The 20,105-nt window shown below is 66.8% G+C and carries 17 protein-coding genes and 2 pseudogenes; 8 read left to right on the top strand and 11 right to left on the bottom strand.

Going from position 1 to position 20,105, the window contains the following annotated elements; translation table 11 throughout:
- Positions 1-70: 70 nt before the first annotated feature.
- A complete protein-coding gene (locus CLU88_RS23545; protein ID WP_369827696.1) occupies positions 71-568 on the bottom strand; it encodes an SbcC/MukB-like Walker B domain-containing protein in 498 nt (165 codons plus the stop codon).
- Between CLU88_RS23545 and CLU88_RS23540 the strand changes: the two are divergent.
- A pseudogene (locus CLU88_RS23540) lies at positions 556-678 on the top strand (hypothetical protein); the annotation flags it as partial. The gene CLU88_RS23545 and the pseudogene CLU88_RS23540 sit on opposite strands and share 13 nt — an antisense overlap.
- A 2,287-nt stretch (positions 679-2,965) precedes the next feature.
- On the opposite strand, the pseudogene CLU88_RS23535 reads toward CLU88_RS23540, so the two are convergent.
- The 8 genes and pseudogenes from CLU88_RS23535 to CLU88_RS13705 all read right to left on the bottom strand — a co-directional run.
- A pseudogene (locus CLU88_RS23535) lies at positions 2,966-3,583 on the bottom strand (AAA family ATPase); the annotation flags it as partial.
- Entirely contained in the window at positions 3,580-4,845 is a 1,266-nt protein-coding gene (sbcD, locus tag CLU88_RS13735; protein ID WP_099657073.1) for an exonuclease subunit SbcD, read from the bottom strand. The pseudogene CLU88_RS23535 and the gene sbcD, both read right to left, overlap by 4 nt.
- Before the next feature lie 202 nt (positions 4,846-5,047).
- A complete protein-coding gene (locus tag CLU88_RS13730) occupies positions 5,048-5,944 on the bottom strand; it encodes a LysR substrate-binding domain-containing protein (protein WP_099657072.1) in 897 nt (298 codons plus the stop codon).
- A 96-nt stretch (positions 5,945-6,040) separates the two neighbouring features.
- Positions 6,041-6,820 carry a type 1 glutamine amidotransferase domain-containing protein gene (locus tag CLU88_RS13725; protein WP_233205465.1) on the bottom strand — a complete coding sequence of 260 codons (780 nt, stop codon included), beginning with the start codon at positions 6,818-6,820 and terminating at the stop codon, positions 6,041-6,043.
- A 369-nt stretch (positions 6,821-7,189) separates the two neighbouring features.
- A complete protein-coding gene (locus CLU88_RS13720; protein WP_099658864.1) occupies positions 7,190-8,296 on the bottom strand; it encodes a YhcG family protein in 1,107 nt (368 codons plus the stop codon).
- A 132-nt stretch (positions 8,297-8,428) separates the two neighbouring features.
- Positions 8,429-9,364: an EamA family transporter RarD gene (rarD, locus tag CLU88_RS13715; RefSeq protein ID WP_099657071.1), complete on the bottom strand. Its 936-nt coding sequence runs from the start codon at positions 9,362-9,364 to the stop codon at positions 8,429-8,431.
- A 360-nt stretch (positions 9,365-9,724) separates the two neighbouring features.
- On the bottom strand, positions 9,725-10,816 hold the full coding sequence (locus CLU88_RS13710; protein WP_099657070.1) for an MBL fold metallo-hydrolase: 1,092 nt from the start codon (positions 10,814-10,816) through the stop codon (positions 9,725-9,727).
- A 219-nt stretch (positions 10,817-11,035) separates the two neighbouring features.
- Entirely contained in the window at positions 11,036-11,656 is a 621-nt protein-coding gene (locus tag CLU88_RS13705) for a flavin reductase family protein (RefSeq protein WP_099657069.1), read from the bottom strand.
- 156 nt (positions 11,657-11,812) lie between these two features.
- Here CLU88_RS13705 and CLU88_RS13700 point away from each other — a divergent pair, with 156 nt between their 5' ends.
- From CLU88_RS13700 to CLU88_RS13670, 6 genes are all read left to right on the top strand, one after another.
- Positions 11,813-12,193 (top strand): VOC family protein, encoded by a 381-nt coding sequence (locus CLU88_RS13700; protein ID WP_099657068.1) that lies wholly within the window; start codon positions 11,813-11,815, stop codon positions 12,191-12,193.
- Between the two features lie 87 nt (positions 12,194-12,280).
- Complete coding sequence (locus tag CLU88_RS13695; RefSeq protein WP_099657067.1) at positions 12,281-12,898, top strand: class I SAM-dependent methyltransferase; 618 nt, start codon at positions 12,281-12,283, stop codon at positions 12,896-12,898.
- A complete protein-coding gene (locus CLU88_RS13690) occupies positions 12,898-13,716 on the top strand; it encodes a tRNA-uridine aminocarboxypropyltransferase (protein WP_099657066.1) in 819 nt (272 codons plus the stop codon). The genes CLU88_RS13695 and CLU88_RS13690 overlap by 1 nt, the downstream gene beginning before the upstream one ends.
- 31 nt (positions 13,717-13,747) lie before the next feature.
- Complete coding sequence (locus CLU88_RS13685; RefSeq protein WP_099657065.1) at positions 13,748-14,623, top strand: PA4780 family RIO1-like protein kinase; 876 nt, start codon at positions 13,748-13,750, stop codon at positions 14,621-14,623.
- A 230-nt stretch (positions 14,624-14,853) separates the two neighbouring features.
- On the top strand, positions 14,854-15,105 hold the full coding sequence (locus tag CLU88_RS13680) for a hypothetical protein (protein ID WP_099657064.1): 252 nt from the start codon (positions 14,854-14,856) through the stop codon (positions 15,103-15,105).
- A gap of 492 nt (positions 15,106-15,597) precedes the next feature.
- Positions 15,598-16,014, top strand: coding sequence for a hypothetical protein (locus CLU88_RS13670; protein ID WP_099657063.1), 417 nt, complete (start codon positions 15,598-15,600; stop codon positions 16,012-16,014).
- A gap of 144 nt (positions 16,015-16,158) precedes the next feature.
- Here CLU88_RS13670 and CLU88_RS13665 read toward each other — a convergent pair whose 3' ends face one another.
- Positions 16,159-18,009, bottom strand: coding sequence for a methyl-accepting chemotaxis protein (locus CLU88_RS13665; protein WP_099657062.1), 1,851 nt, complete (start codon positions 18,007-18,009; stop codon positions 16,159-16,161).
- Between the two features lie 347 nt (positions 18,010-18,356).
- Between CLU88_RS13665 and CLU88_RS13660 the strand changes: the two genes are divergently transcribed.
- Positions 18,357-18,917: a DUF1439 domain-containing protein gene (locus tag CLU88_RS13660; RefSeq protein WP_099657061.1), complete on the top strand. Its 561-nt coding sequence runs from the start codon at positions 18,357-18,359 to the stop codon at positions 18,915-18,917.
- Between the two features lie 90 nt (positions 18,918-19,007).
- On the opposite strand, the gene CLU88_RS13655 is transcribed toward CLU88_RS13660, so the two are convergent.
- Complete coding sequence (locus CLU88_RS13655; RefSeq protein ID WP_099657060.1) at positions 19,008-19,988, bottom strand: LysR family transcriptional regulator; 981 nt, start codon at positions 19,986-19,988, stop codon at positions 19,008-19,010.
- Positions 19,989-20,105: the final 117 nt, after the last annotated feature.

Here is a 20,105-nt window from a genome sequence, read left to right as displayed (position 1 = left end):
GCTGAGCTTGTCGAAGCGCCGCGCAAGGCTCGGGCAGGCTCAGCCCGAACGGATGTGTCCGGCAGCGGCCCTACACCACCAGCCGCGAATGCCCCACGCCCCCGCCTTTGACGACCCGGATCTGCGCCGGGATGCGCTCCTTCAGCGCTTCGACGTGGCTGATGATGCCGATCATCTTGCCGCTGGCGTTGAGCGAGTCCAGCGCGGTCAGCGCCACCTCCAGCGTGTCGCCGTCCAGCGTGCCAAAGCCTTCGTCCAGGAACAGCGAGTCGATGGACGTTTTGTGGCTCACCAGATCGGACAGCGCCAGGGCCAGGGCCAGGCTGACGAGGAAGCCTTCGCCGCCCGACAGGGTGCGGGTGTCGCGCGCTGCGTCGCCTTGCCAGGCGTCGACGATCTCTAGCTCCAGCTCGCCCGTGGTTTTGCGGCGCAGCAGGTAGCGGCCGTGCAGGCGCGCCAGGTGCTGGTTGGCCAGTTGCAGCAGGTGGTCGAGCGTGAGGCCCTGGGCAAACTTGCGGTACTTGTCGCCTTTGGCAGAGCCGATCAGCGCGTCCAGCCGCTGCCACACATCGCTGTCTGCGGTTTGCTGGCCGATCTGCGCGAACAGGGCCTGCTGGTTGGTGCGCTGCTGGGCGTCTTTGGCCAGCAGGGCGCGGTGGGCGCCAATCTGTTCGCTGAGGGCGCTGCGCTGGGTTTCCAGCGCGGCCAAGTGGGCGTTCAGCGCATCCAGTGTTTGCGGGGTGAGCGCTTGGGCCTGCAACTGGGCGTGGCGGGCCTGTGCGGCCTGCAGCAGAGCGTCGGCGCGTTGCTGGGCGGCCAGCAAGGCTTCCCTTTGGGCTGCCAGGCTTTGGCGTTCGGGCTCGGGCAGCAGGGCGGCTTCAAAGGCGGCCAGGTCGGCAAAGGGGCTGGCCTGCAGTGCGGCGTGCCATGCGTGGGTGGCCGCCTCCAGCTCGGTGGCTTGCTGGGTGCGCGTGGCCTGTGCCTGGGCTTGGCGGCCTTCCAGGGCGGCCAGGGTGCGTTGCAGGCGCTCGATCTCGGCCACGCTGGCTTGCAGGGCTGCGGCGGCATCGATGGCGCCGTCTTGGTCTATGTCGTGCGCTGTGTCGTGGGGCTCGCCCGCCCATGCCGCCTCGGTGGCCGCATGGGCCGTGGCTTGCAACGCGGCCCAGCGTTGCGACCACTGCTGAGCTTGCGCCTGGGCTGCATCGCACTGCGCTTGCAGGCGCGTGATGCGCTGGGCCAGTGTGTGCAGCTCGGCCTGGGTGTCGCGCCAGCGCTGCCATTCGGCGTCCCGCGCTTGCAGCCAGGGGGCGGGGTCTGCGGGCAGGTCGTAGCCTGCGGCTTGCAGGGCGGCGCGCAGGTGGGCCTGCAGCGTGGTGCTTTCGGCCTGGGCCGCCGCGATGGCGTCTGCCAGGGCGGCTTGGCGTGCTTGTGCTTCGTGCACGGCTTGCTGCTGCAGCGCCAGTTGGTGCGTGGCGGCTTGCAGGGTTTGGTCGCACTGGCCGGCGGCGGCCTGGGCTTGTTGCACGCGCTGGGCGGCGGCCTCTGCACGGTGCAGGGCGCCCTCCAGTTGGGCCTGGGTGGCCTGGGCGGCGGTGTGGCCTGCGGCGATGCGGTCGGCGTGCTGCCAGTCTTCGGAATGCAGGGTGTGCTCGGCACCCAGCGGCCCGATGCGGGCGGCCAAGGTGGCCCAGTCGGCCCAGTTGGCCTCCCACTGCGCGATGCGCTGGGCAGTGGCGTGCTGCTGCGCCTGGCGCTCGGCCAGCCGGGTTTGGCTGGTGGTCAGGGCTTCGGCCACGGCCTGGCCTTGGGTGGTGATGGCCTCCAGCTCGGTCTGTTTTTGCTGCAGTGCGGCTTCGGTGGCCGATACGTCCAGCGCTTGGTACGCATCGATGGCGGGGTGCGCCGTGGCGCCGCACAGCGGGCAGGGCTCGCCGGGCTGCAGGGCGTGGCGGTGCTGGTCCAGGCTTTGGATGCGGCGCTCTTGTTCCAGCAGCTGGCGCTTGTCGGCCACCTGTTCCTTGAGGGCGTTGTACTGCGCGCGAAGTGCCTGGCGTGTGGCTTCTTGCTCTGTGGCGGCGGCTTGCAGGCGCAGCACTTCGGTGCCCAGCGCGGTGTGCTGGTCTGCCAGCTCGCGGCGCTGCTGGGCCTGTTGCATGGCCTGCTGCCACGCGGCTACGTGGCTTTGGGCGTGTTGCCAGCGCTCGCGCAGCGTGGCAATGCTGTGGCCGCCCAGCGCGTCGGCGTGGTCTGCCTGTGCGGCGTGCAGTGCGGCGGCGGCAGTGGCCTGGGCCTGTGTTGCGGCTTCTACGTGGCCGTGCTGTGCTGTGGCTTGTGCGCCGCGCTGGGCAATGTCCGTTTGCAGCGCTTGCAGGGCCTGTTGCTGCTCGGCCAGGCGGGTGTGCCGTTGCTGTTGCTGTTGCAGTAGCTGGCGCCATTCGCCCAGGCGCTCGCCCAGGTGGGCGTGCTGGGCGTGGGCGCTGCAGTAGTCGGTGTGGCGCTGCTGGGCGGCCTCGGCCTGTGCCAGCTCGGCCTGCGCAGCGTGGGCCACGCGCTGTGCCTGTATGGCGGCGGTGCGTTGGTGTTGGGCGTGCAGGCCCGCTTCGGCCCGGTGCTGCGCTTGCAGGCTGGCCAGCAGGGCATCGCTGCTGTGGCAGGCGGCCTGGGCCTGCTGCCACGCGGCGTGCGGTGCGCGCAGGGCCTGGGCAGGTTCGCTGTCGGCCAGGCGTTGCAGGCTGGGGGCGGCGGCCTGCAGGGCGGCGGTGGCTTGTTGCTGGCCCGTGGTGGCGTCGTGCACGGCCTGCGCGCTGTGGTCCACGTCGATGTGCCACTGGCGCTGCGCGCTGGTGGTGGCGTGGGCTTGCTGCACCTCGGCCAGCGTTTGCGTCCATGCCTCCTGCTCGGCCTGCATGGCGGCGATGCGCTCGGCGGGCAGCAGCTCCACGCCGTCGGCGCGGGCCTTGAGCTGGTTCAACTGCTCGCGCGCGTCACGCGCCTGCTCGAACACGCGGCGGGAGATTTCGCCATAAATGTCGGTGCCGGTCAGTTCCTCCAGCAGCTCGGCGCGGTCGTTGGCGCTGGCGTTGAGGAAGGCGGCGAACTGGCCCTGCGCCAGCAGCATGGACCGCGTGAAGCGCCCAAAGTCCAGCCCGGTCACATCGGCAACGCGCCGCAGCTTGTCGTTGCTCTGGCTGCTGAGGATGGTGCCCAGGCCCGTGGCCGGTTCCACCTGGGCCAGCTCGACCTTGGGGTCTTGCAGCGCGCCGTCCACCTTGTCGCGGGCGCGGCGCTGGCTCCAGAAGGCGCGGTACACGGCGCCCTTCACTTCGAACTCCACCTCGGCCAGGCAGTCGGCGGTGTGGCGCGTCATGAGGTCGTTGGCGGATTTGGAGACGCTACTCAGGCGCGGCGTCTGGTGGTACAGCGCCAGGCAGATCGCGTCGAGCAGCGTGGACTTGCCCGCGCCCATGGGGCCGGTGATGGCGAACAGGCTGTTCTCGGTGAACGGCGGCTGGGTGAAGTCGATGGCCCACTCGCCCTTGAGCGAGTTGAGGTTTTTGAGGCGCAGCTTCAGGATCTTCATGCGGTGCCTTCCTCGGTGGGGTCGGTGGGGCTGGTGATGCTTTGCACCACGGCGCGGTAGCGGGCCTCCAGCGCCTGCTGCAGCTCGGGCGCCAGGGTCTCGGCGGCCAGGCGGCGGGCAAACACGTCGTGGGGGCTCAGCTCGTCCAGCGTCTCCTGGGCGGCCGACTGCAGCGCGGCGGCGGCGCTGGTGCGCTGGCGGCGCACGCGCAGCACCTCCACGGGCAGGCCCTGCACCATGGCGTTGATGCGCTCGGGCAGGTCTTGCAGGTAGTCGTCTTCGGCCACGGTCACTTCCAGCCACGCGTGCTGCTCGGCCGTGCCTTGTGTGGCGGCGGTGGCAATGGCTTGCGGCAGCGCGGCCAGGTTGCCGCTGACGGCGATGAGCGCCTGAAACCGGGGCACGGGCAGCGGCGTGACGCCCGCGAGCCCGCTGGCGTCCAGGTCCACCAGCAGCACTTCCTTTTGCTGCTTGGCCTCGTCAAACCCCAGCGCAATGGGCGAGCCGCAGTAGCGGATGTGGTGCAGCCCGCCCACCTTTTGCGGTTGGTGGATGTGGCCCAGGGCGATGTAGTCCACCGGCGGAAACGCGGCCGTGGGGAAGGCGTCGAGCGAGCCCACATAAATCTCGCGCACCGAGTCGTTGCTGCTGGCGCCCACGGTGGTGAGGTGGCCGGTGGCGATGAGCGGCACCACGCGGCCCAGCGTCTGCTGCAACTGCGCTTGCCGCGCGCGGCCCGCATCCACCACCGCCTGGTAATAGGCCTGGAGGGCCGCTTGCAGGGACTGCTGCTTGTCCTGCGCGCTTTGCCCCGCCTGGCTTTGCCACACATCGCGCGGGCGGATGAAGGGCACGGCGCAGACGATGCAGCCGGGCTCATGGCTGCCGCCAGCATCGCCGCGCTGGGGCAGTACCACCACATGGTCGGCCGCATCGCCCACGGCCCCCACCACGGTGGTGTTCAGCACCGCCAGCAGCGCACGGCTTTCGCCCAGCGTGGCCACCGAGTCGTGGTTGCCGCCCAGCAGCAGCAGCGCCACGCCTGCGCGGTGCAGGCGCACCACCAAGTGGCTGTACAGCTCGCGCGCGTAGCTGGGGGGCGCGCCGGTGTCGAAAATGTCGCCCGCAATCAGCACCGCATCCACCGCATGCGCATCGACCTGCACCAGCAGCCAGTCGATCAACGCCTGGTGTTCGGCCTGGCGGCTCTTGCCCATGAAATGCTGGCCCAGGTGCCAGTCGGAGGTGTGAAGGATGCGCATGGGGTACTACGGTTTTGATAGCTTCTTGCGCTGATCTAGATTGCGCTAGAGGCCAATTTGACCTGATGGGATTTGTGCCTCCGCCCGAACGGGTGGGAGAGGTCTCTCAGGGGTTTTGTCGATCAGGCCATTTGACCAGAAGACAGGCGGTGCTGCGCCTTGCTTGCGGGGCGCCAACCCAGGTGCACTGGCCTTCACCCGCTCAGGCCGGGGGCGTGCCCTGCGCCACCCGCGCTTCGCGCAGCAGCCAGTGGGCGATGGCCTGGGTGTGGGGGTTGTCTTTGCCGCGCGCGGGCAGCAGCAGGTGGTAGCCCGCGGCCATGGGCAGGTGCTGGGGCCAGGCTTTGACGAGGCGGCCTTCGGCGATGTCGTGGGCCACCAGCACCTCGTGGCCCATGGCGATGCCCAGGCCCGCCACGGCGGCCGATAGGGTCAGCTCGGCGTCTTGCAGCTTCAGGTGGCGGATGCCGGTGAGCTGCGGTGCGTTGCAGGCCGCCAGCCATTGCGGCCATTTGCTGCTGCGCAGCGCGTCGTGCAGCCAGGGGAAGCGCCCCAGGTCTTCGAGCGTGCGCACGGGCCGTTCGTGGGCCAGGCGGGGGGCGATGACGGGGACGAGGCTGTCGTGCATGAGCAGCTGCGCACCGGGCAGCGATCCGTCGCCGTAGTGGATGCCAATGTCAAAGCGCTCTTTGCGGTAGTCGGCGTCCCAAATGGAGGTGGCCAGCTCGATCTCGGCATCAATGCCTGCCAGGCGCAGATGGGCCAGGCGGGGCACCAGCCAGCGTGCGGCAAACGAGGGCATGGCCAGAATCTTGACGCTGTGCGGGCGCTGCGCGTGGCTGGCCAGGCGGGCGGTGCCGCGCTCGAGCTCTTGCAGGGCGCGCTGCACGGTCTCCAGGTACAGGGTGCCCGCCGGGGTGAGCTGTATGCGCCGGTGCCCGCGCAGCACCAGGGTTTGGCGGGTGCTTTCTTCCAGCAGGGCGATGTGGCGGCTGATGGCCGACTGGGAGCAGCCCAGGTCGTCGGCCGCCGCCGTGAAGCTGCCGCACTGCGCCACGGCCCGAAAGGCATGGAGGGCGGCGATGGTGATGTCGCTCATGGGCTGCTGGGGGTGGAAGGCACGGGGGCACGGTGGGCGGTGAGGCCATCATAAAACCCGTGCAGCCCCCCGACCACCGGGGGCGGGGCTTGCAGATCAGGCGGGCAGGGCCTTCAGTGCGGCCACCACGGCTTCGCCAAACGGCTTGGCAGAGGCCGGGTTCTGGCCCGTGATCAGCCTGCCGTCCACCACCACGCGGCTTTGGAAGATGAGGGCCTCTTCAAACGCTGCGTTTTCTGCACGCAGGGCGGTTTCCAGCTCAAACGGAATGAGCTTGTCGTACTGGCGCGATACCTCCTCTTCGTTGGTGAAGGCGGTGAGCTTGCGGCCCGCGATGAGAGGGGTGCCGTCAGACAGCTTGAGCCCCAGCAACCCGGCGGGGCCGTGGCACACCGCGCTGACGATGCCGCCGCGCTCGTACACGCTGCGCACCACGGTGTGCAGGCGGCTGTTGCGCGCAAAGTCCCACATCGGCCCGTGGCCGCCGACCAGCATGACGGCGTCGTAGCGCGTGGGGTCCACATTGGCCAGCTTGAGGCTGTGCGCCAGCTGGTTGCGCAGCGTGGGCTGAATCCAGAACCAGCTGTTGCCCTCGTCCTTGAGGTCAAACCCATCAAAGGGCGGCATGCCGCCTTGCGGGCTGGCGATGTCGAAGGCGATGCCCGCCTCGGCAAACACTTTGGCGGGGTGGGTGAGCTCGGGAAACCAGAAGCCTGCCACCAGGTCTTTGCCTTTGCGGTCGTGGCTGGAGACAACGATGAGGATGCGGGGCGCCTGGCCGTTGGCCGTGCGGGCATTGGCGGCGCCGTGCACCGAAGCCAGGGTGGCGGCAGCGGCCAGGGCTTTCATGGCAAAGCGGCGGTTCAGGGAGGTCATGCGGGCTTCCTTGCAAAAAGAGGTTCAAAGGGGCGGCGCAGTGATGGGGCAGGGGGCCATCGCCGCCGGGTGATGGGTGGCGATGGCGGCCGCAGATGCGCAGCCCCGTCCACCACCGCAGACACGATTGGACGGTGGAACCGGGGTGCCTGCGATGCGCCGGGCACGGGTCATGCCATGCAGTGGGTGCATGCCTCGCCAGGGCACACCCGTGCCTGGTTGGCTCCGCTTTGGTGGGGCGCTGGTGCAGTGCCGGTGGCGCGATGGCCCCGGCAGCTGTGAAGGCCCTGGCTATGGCCGGTGTCGGCAAGTGCTTCTGTTTTGATAGCAGCTAGCGCTTATTGGGAGAGCGCTTGAGGCTAATTTCATCTAAATTTTTGCCCATTCCGCCAGCTTGCGCTGCAGGTCTTCCTTGCTGGGCAGGTAAAGCTGGTATTCCTTGGCGTGGATGTTGGCGTCTTTGGGCAGGGTGATTTCCACCAGGGCCTCGTGCTTTCTCTTGCACAGCACGATGCCGACCGTGGCCGCTTCGGCGTCTGTTTTGACGTGGCGGTCAAAGTAGTTGACGTACATCTGCATCTGGCCCAAGTCCTGGTGCGTGAGCTTGCCCAGCTTGAGGTCGATGAGCACATAGCAGCGCAGCAAGCGGTTGTAGAAGACCAGGTCTACAAAGAAGTGCTCGTCGTCGAATGTGAAGCGCTTTTGCCGCGCCTCGAACAGAAAGCCTTTGCCCAGCTCCAGCAGGAAGCGCTCGATTTGGCTGATGATGGCTGCCTCCAGATCGGATTCGGAAAACCGGGCCTGCTCAGATAGGCCCAGGAACTCCAGCACCAGGGGCTCCTTGAGCAAGTCGCTGGCGCGGCTGACGGTTTGCCCTTGCTGTGCGAGTTGGCGGATACCTTCTTGGTCGCGGCTCAGGGCCAATCGCTCGTAGAGCCCGCTTTGAAACTGGCGCCGCAGATCTCGCAAGGTCCAGTTCTGCTGGGTGGATTCGATCTCGTAGAAGCTGCGTTCCTCGGCTTTCTTGATGCCCAGCAGAAAGACGTAGTGGGACCAGCTGAGGGTGAAGGGGCGTTGAGATTGTCCAGACGCTGTCTGGCCCATCTGAAATGGCGCTGTGCCAGACGCTAGCGCAGATCGTCCAGACGCTGTCTGGACGATTGCGACGCGCTCCCGGTATGCCAAGTAAAAGCTGCGGCAATACGCGATGTTGCTGCGCCCGAAGCCTTTGCCAAACTCAGCAGTCAGCCGTTCGGACAAAAGGGTGAGCAAAGCATCTCCGTAGGCGGCTCGCTGTTCCCCTTGCTGCTCAAACTCGACGATGTGGCGCCCAATCTCGAAATTGGTGTGCACCTGCACCAGATCGACACCCCGCGCTATGGTGCTGCGGGCCGATTCGATCAGCGAGCGGATGCGGGTGAACAGCTCGGAGGTGGGGTCGGCCGCAACGGGGGCGGTGCGGGGCGTTTTCGGCATGCCTGAATCCTCCATAGCGGGGCAAAGGGTGTAAAAGGCTGTATTTTTGCACAGTGTTTTAAGCGTGGGCACCATGCCCGCGTTGGCTCGCCGCTGCGCGCCGCCTTTGCGGCGGGCGCAGGGCTGCGCACCTCAGCGTGCTGGCTGTGCGGCGCCCTCTGCTTTGGTTTGCGCTGCCAGCTTCGCTGCCGCCCGCCGCCCCGCCCACAACCCCTCGGCCGTGTACAGCGCCAGCGCCGCCCAGATCAGCACAAAGCCCACGGCGCGCGGGCCGGCGAAGGGCTCGTCGTACAGAAACACGCCCATCAGCGCCAGGATGGAGGGGGTGATGTATTGCAGGAACCCCATGGTGGACAGCGGCACGCGCCGCGCCCCGGCGGCAAACAGCAGCAGCGGGATGGCGGTGACGGGGCCGCTCAACACAAAGAAAAGCCAGGTGTGCGTGTCGTGTGCGGGCCAATGCTGGGCGATGCTGTCGGGGCCGGTGGGGCCCAGGCACAGCAAGGCCACCAGGGCCAGGGGCGCGAGCAGCATGGTCTCCAGCGACATGCCTTCCAGCGGGCCCAGCACGGCCACCTTGCGCATCAGGCCGTAGAAGCCAAAGGTCAGCGCAATCAGCAGCGCCAGCCAGGGCACATGGCCCGACTGCACCGCCATCCACAGCACGCCGCTGGCGGCCACGGCAAAGGCCAGCCACTGGGCCCTGCGGGGGCGTTCGTGCAAAAAGACAAAGCCCAGCGCCACGTTGACCAGCGGCAGGATGAAGTAGCCCAGGCTGGCGTCCAGCACATGGCCGTTGTTTACGGCCCAGATGTAGCTGAGCCAGTTGGCAGACAGCAGCAGCGCCGACACTGCAAACTTGCCCAGCAGCGCGGGGCTGCGGCGCACATCGCCCAGCCAGGCAAACCGGCGCAGCACCGCCAGCACGATGAGCACAAACACCAGCGACCACACCATGCGGTGCAGCACCACCTCCAGCGCCGTGGCGGCTTGCAGTTGCTTGAAGAACAGGGGGAACAGGCCCCACAGGACATAGGCCGACAGGCCGTACAGGATGCCGCTGGACATGGCGATAAGGCAGTTGCTATCGAAGAGGGGTGAGAACCTGTTCACGGACTTTTCGCGATCTCCGCAAAGATCGTGAACAGGGTCCAAGGACAGGGGGAGTGGATTCGCCGCCCACCACGGCGTGGCGGCGCGCCCCGTTTTTTCTTCTTTGGCACTGGTGGCTGCGGGCAGCAGCCGGGGCGGGCTGCACGGTAACACGAACGGACAGAGCGTACGAACGGCGGGCAGGGCCGCGTCACGCGGGTTGCAGCGCTGCGCCGGGCGGCCAGCAGGCCGCTTGCACGGCCTGCCCCCTTCTTTGGTTGCTCATGTTTTGATAGCTTCCAGCGCTTTGAGGATAAGCGCTGGGGGCCTTTGGGCTTACTTGCCGCTTTGCCACGCCACCAGGGTGGCCTGGGCGCATTCGTGCATCACGGTCAGTGCGCGTTGGGTGGCGTCTGCGCCAATGACGAAGGGGTTGGCGGAGCGGCTGCGCGCAGGGTGCTGGCTCTGCCCGGTCTGCTGCATCAGCGCCAGCTTCTCCACAGCCTGGTCAAAACCGTTGTGGTTCGAGATGAACACATCCACGTTCTGCGCACGGGCCACATCGCGCACGCGGGCCGTGGCGTCGATGTAGGCCTGCAGGCGTTCCATGCGGTTGGGTTGGCGGCCAAAGTTGAACGAGGTGCCGCCCCACAGCAGCGTGCGGTGCACCTGGCTGCCCTGGCGGGCGCTGAACAGCAGGGATATCGTGCCCATGGTGTGCCCGGGGGTCAACAGGATGTCGATGGCGGTGTCGCCCAGGCGCAGGCGGTCGCTGTCTTTCAGGGCCAGGTCGGTGGCGGGGTTGCGCACGGGCGGGCGGCCCCAGTCGGGGCGGTCAAATTCGAGCTGGGTGGCGGTCATCTCCCAGTCGGGTGCGCCCATGTGCACAGCGGGAGCGTAGCGGCGGCGCAGGTAGCCCACGCCGCCGTAGTGGTCGCCATGGCCGTGGGTGACGATCACCATCTTGATCTGCGCCGGGTTCAGGCCCAGCCTGCGCATGCCAGCTTCGATGATGTGCTCGGCCTCGTCGTCGTTGTCCATGGCATCGACCAGGATCAGGCCCTGGCTGGTGGCAATGACCCAGGCGCTGACCCACTTGTTGCCCACAAAGTACAGGTTGTCAAACGCCTGGCCGGGCGGCGGTGCGGGCAGGCGCATGAGTTGGTCGCGGGGCATGGCTTTGGGGTCGGCCATGGCGGGGTCGGCCACTTCGCCCAGGCGCAGGTAGGGCAGCAGGTCGGTGCCCGCAGCCTTCTTGGCGGCGGCCAAGTGGCTTTGCACGCCGGGCAATTGCGCCGCCGCAGGGCTGATGCCGCCAGCCACCATGGCGCAGCAGGCGCAGCCCATGGCCAGCATGCGGCGTCGGCCGGTGTTCAGGCCCTCGGGCGCGGGGGCGGGCGTTCCCTCCAGAAATCGGAACAGCTTCATGGGCAAGTTTCTCCAGTGTCCAGTGATCAGGTTGGCATGAACCAGGCTTGCTCGCCTGCAGGGGCGGCAGATGGTTATTTTTAATACCGGATGCTGGAGTGGGGCACCGCTGCAAAGTTCCGCCTGTGCCGTGCGGGTGGGCGGCGCAGGTAGCAGGTATTCGCTATTGTTTTGGTAGCTGGTTGCGCTTATTGTGCGGGCGGTGCATGTGCTTTTGGTTCAAACCTTGACCGACGCACCCGTGGCATAGAACTGCCCGCCCGCCACGTAGTGCAGCGTGCGCAGGCTGTCGGGGGCGGAGTCAAACTCCCAGTGCCCGTTGCGGAACACGCGGTCGTCGGCCCAGGCGCCCACCACTTCGCCAATGAACAGGTCATAGGCCTGCTGGTTGTGCGGCTCGGGGATCACGCGGCACACCAGCCAGGCGGCGCAGCCTTGCACCAGGGGCGGGCTGTGCTCTGCCGCGATGTCTGGCAGCGCAGGTGCGTCAAACAGTGGCACGGCGTGGCGCTGCAGCTTGTCGGGGTGGGTGTGGGCGCTTTCGGTGCCGATGGCTTCGGTCAGCGCGGCCATGGGCACGGTGGGCAGTTGCAGGGCAAAGTGGCCGCTGGCCTCGACCAGTTCGCGGGTGCGGGTGGCTTTGTCGAGCACCACGGTGACCTTGGGCGGGGCAAAGTCCAGCGCGCAGGCCCAGGCGGCGGCCATCACATTGCGCTGGCCCGCGTGCGCAGCCGACACCAGCACGGTGGGCCCGTGGTTGAGCAGCCGGTAGGCTTTGTCGAGCGGCACGGGGGTGAAGTGGGTGGGGGCTGTGGAGGCTGCGGAGGAAGGTGTCGTCATGGTGTGCGCTGTCGCGGTGGTTTCAGGGCGGGGCTGAGAGCCTGTTTACGATCCCCTGCGAGATCGTAAACAGGCGCTTGGGCCAGGATGGCGGCTGCGGGTACGATCCGCGCAACCTTTGCCCGCTATTGGGCGCCCCCTTTGGAGATCAAAACAATGTTCAGTCACGTGATGCTGGGTGTGAATGACCTGGAAGTGTCCAAGAAGTTTTACGACGCCGTCCTCGGCACCTTGGGCGTGCCACCCGGTGTGGCCAATAAGAACCGCTACTTTTACCGCAGTCCCACGGGCACGTTCTGCATCTCTACCCCCATCAATGGCGAGACTGCCACGCATGGCAATGGTGGCACCACCGGCTTTTTGGCCACATCGCCCGAGCAGGCCGATGCCTGGCATGCCGCAGGCGTGGCCAGCGGTGGTGTGACTTGCGAAGACCCACCCGGCTATCGCGAAGGCCCCAGCGGCAAGCTGTATCTGGCCTACCTGCGTGACCCCACGGGCAACAAGCTGTGCGTGCTGCACCGGCCCGCTGCTTGATTGGTTTGCTCTATTTTTAAGAGCTTCTGGCGCTTGATTGGTAAGCGCTAGAGGCTCTTTTTGTTTTGAATGATGGGATGGCTGCGGATGCAATCTGCCAGTGCAACGATGTTTGACGAGGCGTACTACCAGCGCTTTTACTTTGACAAGAAAACCAGCGTGGTAGACCCGGCCCACACCGAGCGGCTGGGTGCGTTTGTGTGCAGCTATCTGCAGTACCTGCGCGTGCCGGTGCTGCGCGTGCTGGATGTGGGCTGCGGCATTGGCCTGTGGCGCGACGTGGTGGCGCGGCATTTCCCCACCGCGCAGTTCCATGGCGTGGAGTTCAGCAGCTACCTGTGCGAGCGTTTTGGGTGGGAGCGTGGATCGGTGGTGGACTACCGCGCACACGACCCGGCCGAGCCGTTTGACTTGGTGATTTGCCAGGGCGTGCTGCCCTACCTGAACGAGGCCGATGCGAAAAAGGCCCTGCGCAACCTGGCCCGCCTGAGCCGAGGCGCGCTCTACATCGAAGCCGTGGCCCGCGAGGACTGGGAAGACGACGTGGTGGACGAGCAGGTGACCGACCCGCGCATGCACAAGCACCCCGCCAGCCTGTACCGCCGCACGCTGGCCGAAGGCTTTACCGAACTGGGCGGCGGTGTGTGGTTGAGCGAGCACGCCGAGGTGCCCCTGTTTGCTTTGGAGAAGGCGGGGCGGCTCTGATGCCGTTGCCACCCCTCGCCCCGCAGGCGCTTGGCGGCCCCCAAGCGCCCGCAGCTTCCCCTGCGCGCTCTGAATCCCCGTCGCCCCATGCCGTGGCCCGCCTGCGCACGGCGCGGCTGGCGCGCAGCGCCAAGCCCTTTTTGGCGCGCGGCGGCCCGCGTGGCGAGCGCTGCCCTGGCTGCCGCCTGGTGCCCAGCCACTGCCTGTGCGGCGTGTGCCCCGTGGTGCCCACGCGCGCCGGGGTGTGCCTGCTCATGGCAGACATCGAGCCCCTCAAGCCCAGCAACACCGGCTGGCTGATTGCCGATGTGGTGCCCGACACCTTTGCCTTTGGCTGGGCCCGCACCGAGGTGGACCCGGCCCTGCTGGCCTTGCTCGCCGACCCGCAGTGGCAGCCTTACGTGGTCTTCCCTGGCGAGTTCGTGGCGCCTGAGCGGGTGGTGACCGAGGTGGCCTTGCCCCCTGAAGGCGCCACCGACAGCAAACGCCCGCTGTTCATTCTGCTCGATGCCACCTGGCCCGAGGCGCGCAAGATGTTCCGCAAAAGTCCGTACATCGACCGCTTTCCGGTGCTGAGCCTGCAGCCCGAGCAGATCTCGCGCTACCAGCTGCGCCGCTCGCGCCGGGAGGACCACTTCTGCACCTCGGAAGTGGCAGGCCTGTGCCTGGACCTGGCGGGCGAGCCGCTGGCCGCGCAGGCGCTGCAGGCCTACCTGGACGTGTTCACCCACCACTACCTGCAGGCCAAGCACCAACTGCCGCCCGACTGGCAGGGGCCTGAGCACCAGCGGCTGCGCGATGTGACCGCTGGCGGCTGAGGGGCTTGCGCGCCGGGCGCAAAATGCACCGATGAAAGCACCCCCCCGCCTGCAGTCCCTCATCGAGGAAGGCCTGATCGACACCGTGGTTCGGCAACTCATGAGCGGCAAGGAGGCCATGGTCTTTGTGGTGCGCTGCGGTGATGAAACGCGCTGCGCCAAGATCTACAAAGAGGCCACCCACCGCAGCTTTCGCCAAGCCGTCGATTACACCGAGAACCGCAAGGTCAAGAACTCGCGCTCGGCCCGCGCCATGGCCAAGGGCAGCAAGTTTGGCCGGCAAGAGCAAGAGGCCGCCTGGCAAAGCGCCGAGGTCGATGCGCTCTACCGCCTGGCCGCTGCGGGCGTGCGCGTGCCGCAGCCCTACAACTTTCACGACGGCGTGCTGCTGATGGAGCTGGTGACCGACGCCCACGGCGACGCCGCCCCGCGCCTGAACGATGTGCGATTTACGCCCGAAGACGCGCGCACCCACCACGCCACGCTGGTGGGCGAGGTGGTGCGCATGCTGTGTGCGGGCGTAGTGCACGGCGACCTGTCGGAGTTCAACATCCTGCTGGCGCACCTGCCCGGCGACGACGACCAGCCCGCAGCGGACGGCCCCGTCATCATCGACTTGCCCCAGGCCGTGGACGCTGCGGGCAACAACCACGCCCAGCGCATGCTGCTGCGCGACGTGGCCAACCTGCGCGACTTCTTCGGCCAGTTCGCCCCCGAGCTGCGTACCACCCAATACGGTCCCGAAATCTGGAGCCTGTACCAAAGCGGCCTGCTGACCAACGAGACCCCACTGAGCGGCGTGTATGCCCCCGACCACGTCGATGTGGACATGCAAGCCGTGCTGCGCGAGATTGACGACGCACGCGACGAAGACGCGGCGCGCAGGCTGCGCATGGCGGCGGGCTGACGGTTTCACGACCGCGTGGTGCTGCGCAACGCCCGCATGGCGAAGGTGCTGGGGTCGCGTGATAGCTCCTGATTTGATAGCTGCTGGCGCTTTTGTATTAAGCGCTAGAGGCCAATTTGGCTTGTCAAAGGTGCGCCCCGCTGTGTTCATGCGCGCACGGGTGCCTTACAGTAGCCGCCCTGCAGCACGCAATCCCACCCCACACCCCGGCCCCCGAGGGCTGCCCCCACATGACCAAAGAACTAGCCCGCCAACGCGAACTCAACCCCATGACCCTGTGCGAGCCCTGCCAGGGCATCCAGCGCAACTGGCGCAAGGCCCCGGGCCACGCCGAGCTGGTGCAGCGCGGCAACCGAAAGGAAGACCGCGAGCAAGGCTCGGTCACCATCACCCGCTATGTGTGCGACCGCTGTGGCACCGCCTGGGAATATGAAAACGACAAGTCCAACCAGAAGGCTGGCTGGTCGGTGGTGGGGCGCTGAGCGCTGCCCTGCCGTCGCAGCAGCAGGCCGTGCTGCTGCAAAAGTGAAATAGTGCACAACATGTGCCATTAAGCGTTGCAAAGGGCGATGTTTGGCGGTTGAGGCGCATTGGCGCGGCGCACAATGCGCCCGCTCCAGGGGCCTTTGAACAGGTTCGGGCAGGCATGAAAGGGGAGGAGCCCTTAGAACCTGTTCAAAATCTTTTCGGGGATCGCATTGGAGTGCAATCGGGATGAGTGGATGCTTCGGATGTGCCGCATGGGCTCGTGCCCATGCAAGCAGCCGGGGCGTCCAATCGCCCGATTTCACTCCAACCCGTAGGGCAAGTGCCTTGCCGGGCGGTTTGCGGCGTTGCGGCGCTTGTGGATAGCTGAGCTATCCACTGCGCACCGCGCCTTGCATCCCATCCCGGCAAGGTACTTGTGCGACCCCGAAAAGACCTTGAACAGGTTCTTAGCCTGGGAGCATGTTTCAACCGACTAAGGATTCCTGATGAAATTCAACTCGCTCGTGCTCGCATCGTTGGCCTTGGCCGGCGCTTCTTTGGCCCACGCTGGCAAGGCAGAACGCGACTTCTACACCGCCGAAGTGGAGCCCGCTGTGCGCAGCGCGGCCGGTGCGCTCAAGCAGTCTTGCGGTTGCGATGTGAAGATGGACGTGCAGATGAGCACCTTCCAGACCGTGGACCACCTGCGCCAAGTGCGCTATGTGGCCGAATCCATTACGGAAAAAGCCCGCGGCTACTGCACCGATGCGCCCTCCAAGGCCGCTATCTGCAAGCTCAAGACCCTGGAGATTGCCCGCACCGGCACCGCAGCCTTCAAGTTTGCAGGCGGCAAGGGCACGGCCAGCACCGACGAAAGCTCTTACCCCCACTGGGACATGATCACGACCGTGCTGGACAAGTAATGGCCTGACGCTGCGCGGGCCCCCAAGCGGCCTGCGAATCCCCAGCGATTTTGTCCTGCACACAGCCCAACGCCCCGGACCGTATTGCACGGTGCCGGGGCGTTGGCTTATGGGGCATAGCGAGGTGCGGCGCTCAGCGCTGGGTCAGAACGACTCCCAGTCTCCGTCGTTGGAGTTCGCGCTGGCGGGTGTCTGTTTCGCCGGGGCCGCCAGTGGCGCAGACCGTGCGGGAGGGCGTGCTGCGGTGGCGGGCGAGTGGGCTGCCCGGTGGGGCAGTGCCCTGGGTGCCGGGGCCTTGGCCGTGCGCATCATGGGCGCGCGCACGGCGGGGGCGGCAGCGGCAGACACCGCCCTGCGTGGCGCCGGAGCGGGTGCCGCAGCAGGCTGCCATGCTGCGTGCTGCCCCATGGCCTGGCGGGTGTCGTTGTCTGCCAGGCTGAAGACCGCCACCGATGTCACCAGTGCGTGGGCTTGGTGGTTCAGGCTGCTGGCGGCTGCGGCCATTTGTTCGACCAGTGCGGCGTTTTGCTGGGTGGCCTGGTCCAGCTGGGCCACGGCCCCGCCGATGTGGCTGATGCCGGTGGTCTGCTCGCGCGTGGCGGCGCTGATCTCGCCGATCAGGTCGGCCACGCGGCTGACCTCGCCCACGATCTCGGTCATGGCCGAGCCTGCGGTGTTGACCAGGGTGGAGCCCGCTTCCACCTTCTGCACGCTGGCCTCGATAAGGGTTTTGATCTCTTTGGCGGCCTGCGCGCTGCGCTGGGCCAGCGTGCGCACCTCGCCTGCCACCACGGCAAAGCCCCGGCCTTGCTCGCCGGCGCGGGCGGCTTCCACTGCAGCGTTCAGCGCCAGGATGTTGGTCTGGAAGGCAATGCCGTCGATCACGCTGATGATGTCGGCGATCTTGCGCGAGCTGGTGGTGATGTCGTCCATGGTGGTGACGACCTGGCCCACCACGGTGCCGCCATGCTCTGCGGCCGAGCGGGCGGCCGATGCCAGCTGGCTGGCCTGGTGCGCGGTGTCAGAGTTCTGTTTGACGGTGGCCGTCATCTCTTCCATCGACGAGGCGCTTTGCTGCAGGTTGCTGGCCTGTTGTTCTGTGCGGTGCGACAGGTCGGTGTTGCCCGTGGCAATCTCTTGCGAGCCCGCTTCGATGGAAGTGGCCGATGCGCGCACGCTGCTCACGATGCTGGCCAGGGCCGCCTGCATCTCGCCCAGCGAAGCCAGCACACTGCTGGCGGGCGCGGTGGCGCTGCCCGGCACGGGGCCCAGGTTGCCCGATGCCACGCGTTTGGCGGCGGCGCTCAGCTCCAGCGGGTCAGCCCCCAGCGATCGCATCAGGCTGCGGTTGATCAGCGTGGCCAGCGCCAGGGCGGCCAGCACGGCGGCGATGGCGGCCAGGATGAGCGTGAGGCGCTTGGTGCTGAACTTGTCCGCCGCCTTCTGGATTTCCTTGTCGCCCGATGTGGCGATGAACTTGGTGTATTCCGACGTGGTGCCGATGAGCTGCTTGAGCAGCGGCTGGCACTCGGCGTTCATCTTGGCCGTGGCCTCGTCCTTCTTGCCTGCCAGGGCCATGCCCACAATGTCCAGCGCCACGGGGCCGTATTTGGCTTCGATGGTTTCGAGCTTCTGGAACAGTTCGCGCTCTTGCGCCTGGGCTTCCTTGGAATCGGCCAGGGCCTTTTTCAGCAATGCCAGGCGCTCTTGCACGCGCTCGTGGGCGGCCTTCACGGCCACGGTTTCTGCGCTGATGTCTTCGGGGTTGTTCAGCAAGATCAGGTTGCGCGCCGCAATGGCGCGGGCGCTGGCGGCCGCCCGCACGTCGCGGGCCAGCCCGCCGCGGCTGAATTCGTCGCTGACAAAGTCCTGGAATTCGCGCTGGGATTCGCTGAGGCTGTGCACTGACAGGATGGACACCCCGATCAAGATGGCGATGAGCACCGAAAATGCGATCGTCAATTTTTGGGTAATGGTTTGGTTGTGGAAGTTCATGGCCTGCGGGTCACCCGCGTTTAGCGGTGGGAAGGGGTGTCATTGCTTTTGACAATTGATTGACGTTTACCTGTTTTGCATGCAAATGATGCAATTTGTTGTTGTTTTTACCGGCGTACGCAGTATGCGATGGCTGTTGCCCATAGGGTGTAGGACGCCGCAGACATCAGAGCGCCACGCAGGGGTATCGGGCGGCGCCGTCTGCGCAGACCGTTTTGAGGGCCCGAATTTTTGGGTGTTGCGGGCGGTGGCGCCCATGCAACCTTGCGGCCGGTGGGTGCTCAGACCCTGGGTGCGTTGGCCTGCCCCGCGCCCTCTCTTTTTTTTCTGAACAGGTGGCCCAGCCCATGCATCGCCGATCTTTTTTGAACCACTTGACCGCCGCCTGCGCACTGGCCAGCCTGCCAGGCCTGGCCCAGGCCCAGCCGCGCTGGACGGTGCCGCTGGACCAACTGCAAGAGCGCGTGGCCCAGCGCTTTCCCCTGCGCTACCCGGTGCAGGGCATGCTCGATTTGACCGTGCACACGCCCCAGCTGTCCCCGCTGCCTGTTGCCAACCGCCTGAGCGCCGCCATGGCCGTGGACGCCGCAGGCCAAGCCCTGCGCCGCACCCACAGCGGGCAGCTGGTGGTGGAGTTTGCGCTGCGCTACGAGCCCAGCGACCGCACCGTGCGCGCCCACCAGCTGCGGCTGGCGCGGCTGCAGTTCCCCACCCTGCAGCCTGCGGTGGTCGATCTCCTCAATGTCTACGGCCCCGCGCTGGCCCAGCAGTCTTTGATGGAAGTGGTGCTGCACCAGGTCAAACCACAAGAGCTGGCGCTGCTGGACGGCCTGGGCCTGCAGCCGGGCGCAATCACAGTGACGGACAGCGGGCTGGAAGTGGCATTTGTTCACAGGCCCCCAGGGTGACCGAGGTGCCGTGCAGGGGGCGTGTTTGTCCTATCCAGCCCATGCTGCCGTCTCACCTGGAGGCCCCACCAGTGGGGCCCTGCGCGGGGATCACCTTGTCTGGTGTGCGCGGGGCGTCCTCACCGGTTTTGCCTGAGCGAGACCCAGTTCCTGGGGCGTGAGGGCATACGCGGGATTGTTGGCCAGCATCTCCACGGCCAAGTCGATGAAGGCACGAACCCTTTCGGGCAGTGCTTTGCGGTTCCCGTAGTACACGTACAAGCCCAGGTGCTGCGCTACATGCTGGGGTAACAGTGGCACCAAATGTCCGCTGCGCACCAGGGGGGCGGCCGTGGTTCCCACCAGTTGCCCTACTGCGTGGCCGCCCAGTACCGCGCGGGCCTCGACTTCGATGTCATTGGTGCAGAACGCGGGCAGGATGTCACGAGCGACGATGTCATCGCCTACCTGGAATTCCCAGGGCATGGGCTTGCCGGTGGCAGCGTGGCGAAAGCCACTGCAACGGTGCTGGGCCAGATCAGCGATGCATGTGGGCGCTCCGTGGCGAGCGATGTACGCGGGTGAGGCGCAAACGATGAGTTGCAGGCTTAGCAGCCGCCGCGCCACAACGCCCCCTTCGGGCGGGTACCCCGAGCGAAAGCCCACGTCCACGCGGTCTTCCACCCAGTTGCCAATGCGGTCGTCCAACTGCACATCAGGCTCCACTTGCGGGTGACGGCGACAGAATTCGGTGATGACTGGCCAGACCACTTCCAGCAAGATGGAGCGCGGCGCCACGATGCGCAGTGGCCCAGCCATCGCTTCGCCCCCTCTGCGCGCGCCCTGTATGGCCTGTTGCAGCGTTGCCAGTCCCGGTTGTGCAGACGCCAGGAACTGCCGGCCCTCCTCGGTCAGGCTCAGGCTGCGCGTGGTGCGGTGAAACAGCCGCACCCCCAAATGGGACTCCAGTTGCCCCAGCAATTGGCTGGATGCCTGGGGCGTGAGGCCTTGTGCGGCTGCTGCCTGGCGCAGGCTGCCCATTTCGGCGGCCTTGGCAAAGTTGAAGATGGCACGCAGTTCGTTGATGGCCATGGGGTGTGATTGCCAAAGAGGGAGCGCAGTCGATGTGGATTGGCAACCATGCGTTGCCAATGAATCCGTGAATTATGGGCTATTCAAATGGCAATGCCGTCCCTAAAGTTCATCGCT

The organism is Acidovorax sp. 56 (genome assembly GCF_002749705.1).
Classification (GTDB): domain Bacteria; phylum Pseudomonadota; class Gammaproteobacteria; order Burkholderiales; family Burkholderiaceae_C; genus Acidovorax.
This window is presented reverse-complemented; position numbering and strand designations above follow the sequence as displayed.

Coding starts and splice junctions, on each gene's coding strand:
- CLU88_RS13685 (WP_099657065.1), top strand. CDS start 13,748: ATGAAAGCACCCCCCCGCCTGCAGTCCCTCATCGAGGAAGGCCTGATC.
- rarD (WP_099657071.1), bottom strand. CDS start 9,364: ATGTCCAGCGGCATCCTGTACGGCCTGTCGGCCTATGTCCTGTGGGGC.
- CLU88_RS13690 (WP_099657066.1), top strand. CDS start 12,898: ATGCCGTTGCCACCCCTCGCCCCGCAGGCGCTTGGCGGCCCCCAAGCG.
- CLU88_RS13660 (WP_099657061.1), top strand. CDS start 18,357: ATGCATCGCCGATCTTTTTTGAACCACTTGACCGCCGCCTGCGCACTG.
- sbcD (WP_099657073.1), bottom strand. CDS start 4,845: ATGCGCATCCTTCACACCTCCGACTGGCACCTGGGCCAGCATTTCATG.
- CLU88_RS13725 (WP_233205465.1), bottom strand. CDS start 6,820: ATGACCTCCCTGAACCGCCGCTTTGCCATGAAAGCCCTGGCCGCTGCC.
- CLU88_RS13665 (WP_099657062.1), bottom strand. CDS start 18,009: ATGAACTTCCACAACCAAACCATTACCCAAAAATTGACGATCGCATTT.
- CLU88_RS13720 (WP_099658864.1), bottom strand. CDS start 8,296: ATGCCGAAAACGCCCCGCACCGCCCCCGTTGCGGCCGACCCCACCTCC.
- CLU88_RS13670 (WP_099657063.1), top strand. CDS start 15,598: ATGAAATTCAACTCGCTCGTGCTCGCATCGTTGGCCTTGGCCGGCGCT.
- CLU88_RS13680 (WP_099657064.1), top strand. CDS start 14,854: ATGACCAAAGAACTAGCCCGCCAACGCGAACTCAACCCCATGACCCTG.
- CLU88_RS13710 (WP_099657070.1), bottom strand. CDS start 10,816: ATGAAGCTGTTCCGATTTCTGGAGGGAACGCCCGCCCCCGCGCCCGAG.
- CLU88_RS13695 (WP_099657067.1), top strand. CDS start 12,281: ATGCAATCTGCCAGTGCAACGATGTTTGACGAGGCGTACTACCAGCGC.
- CLU88_RS13700 (WP_099657068.1), top strand. CDS start 11,813: ATGTTCAGTCACGTGATGCTGGGTGTGAATGACCTGGAAGTGTCCAAG.
- CLU88_RS13705 (WP_099657069.1), bottom strand. CDS start 11,656: ATGACGACACCTTCCTCCGCAGCCTCCACAGCCCCCACCCACTTCACC.
- CLU88_RS13655 (WP_099657060.1), bottom strand. CDS start 19,988: ATGGCCATCAACGAACTGCGTGCCATCTTCAACTTTGCCAAGGCCGCC.
- CLU88_RS13730 (WP_099657072.1), bottom strand. CDS start 5,944: ATGAGCGACATCACCATCGCCGCCCTCCATGCCTTTCGGGCCGTGGCG.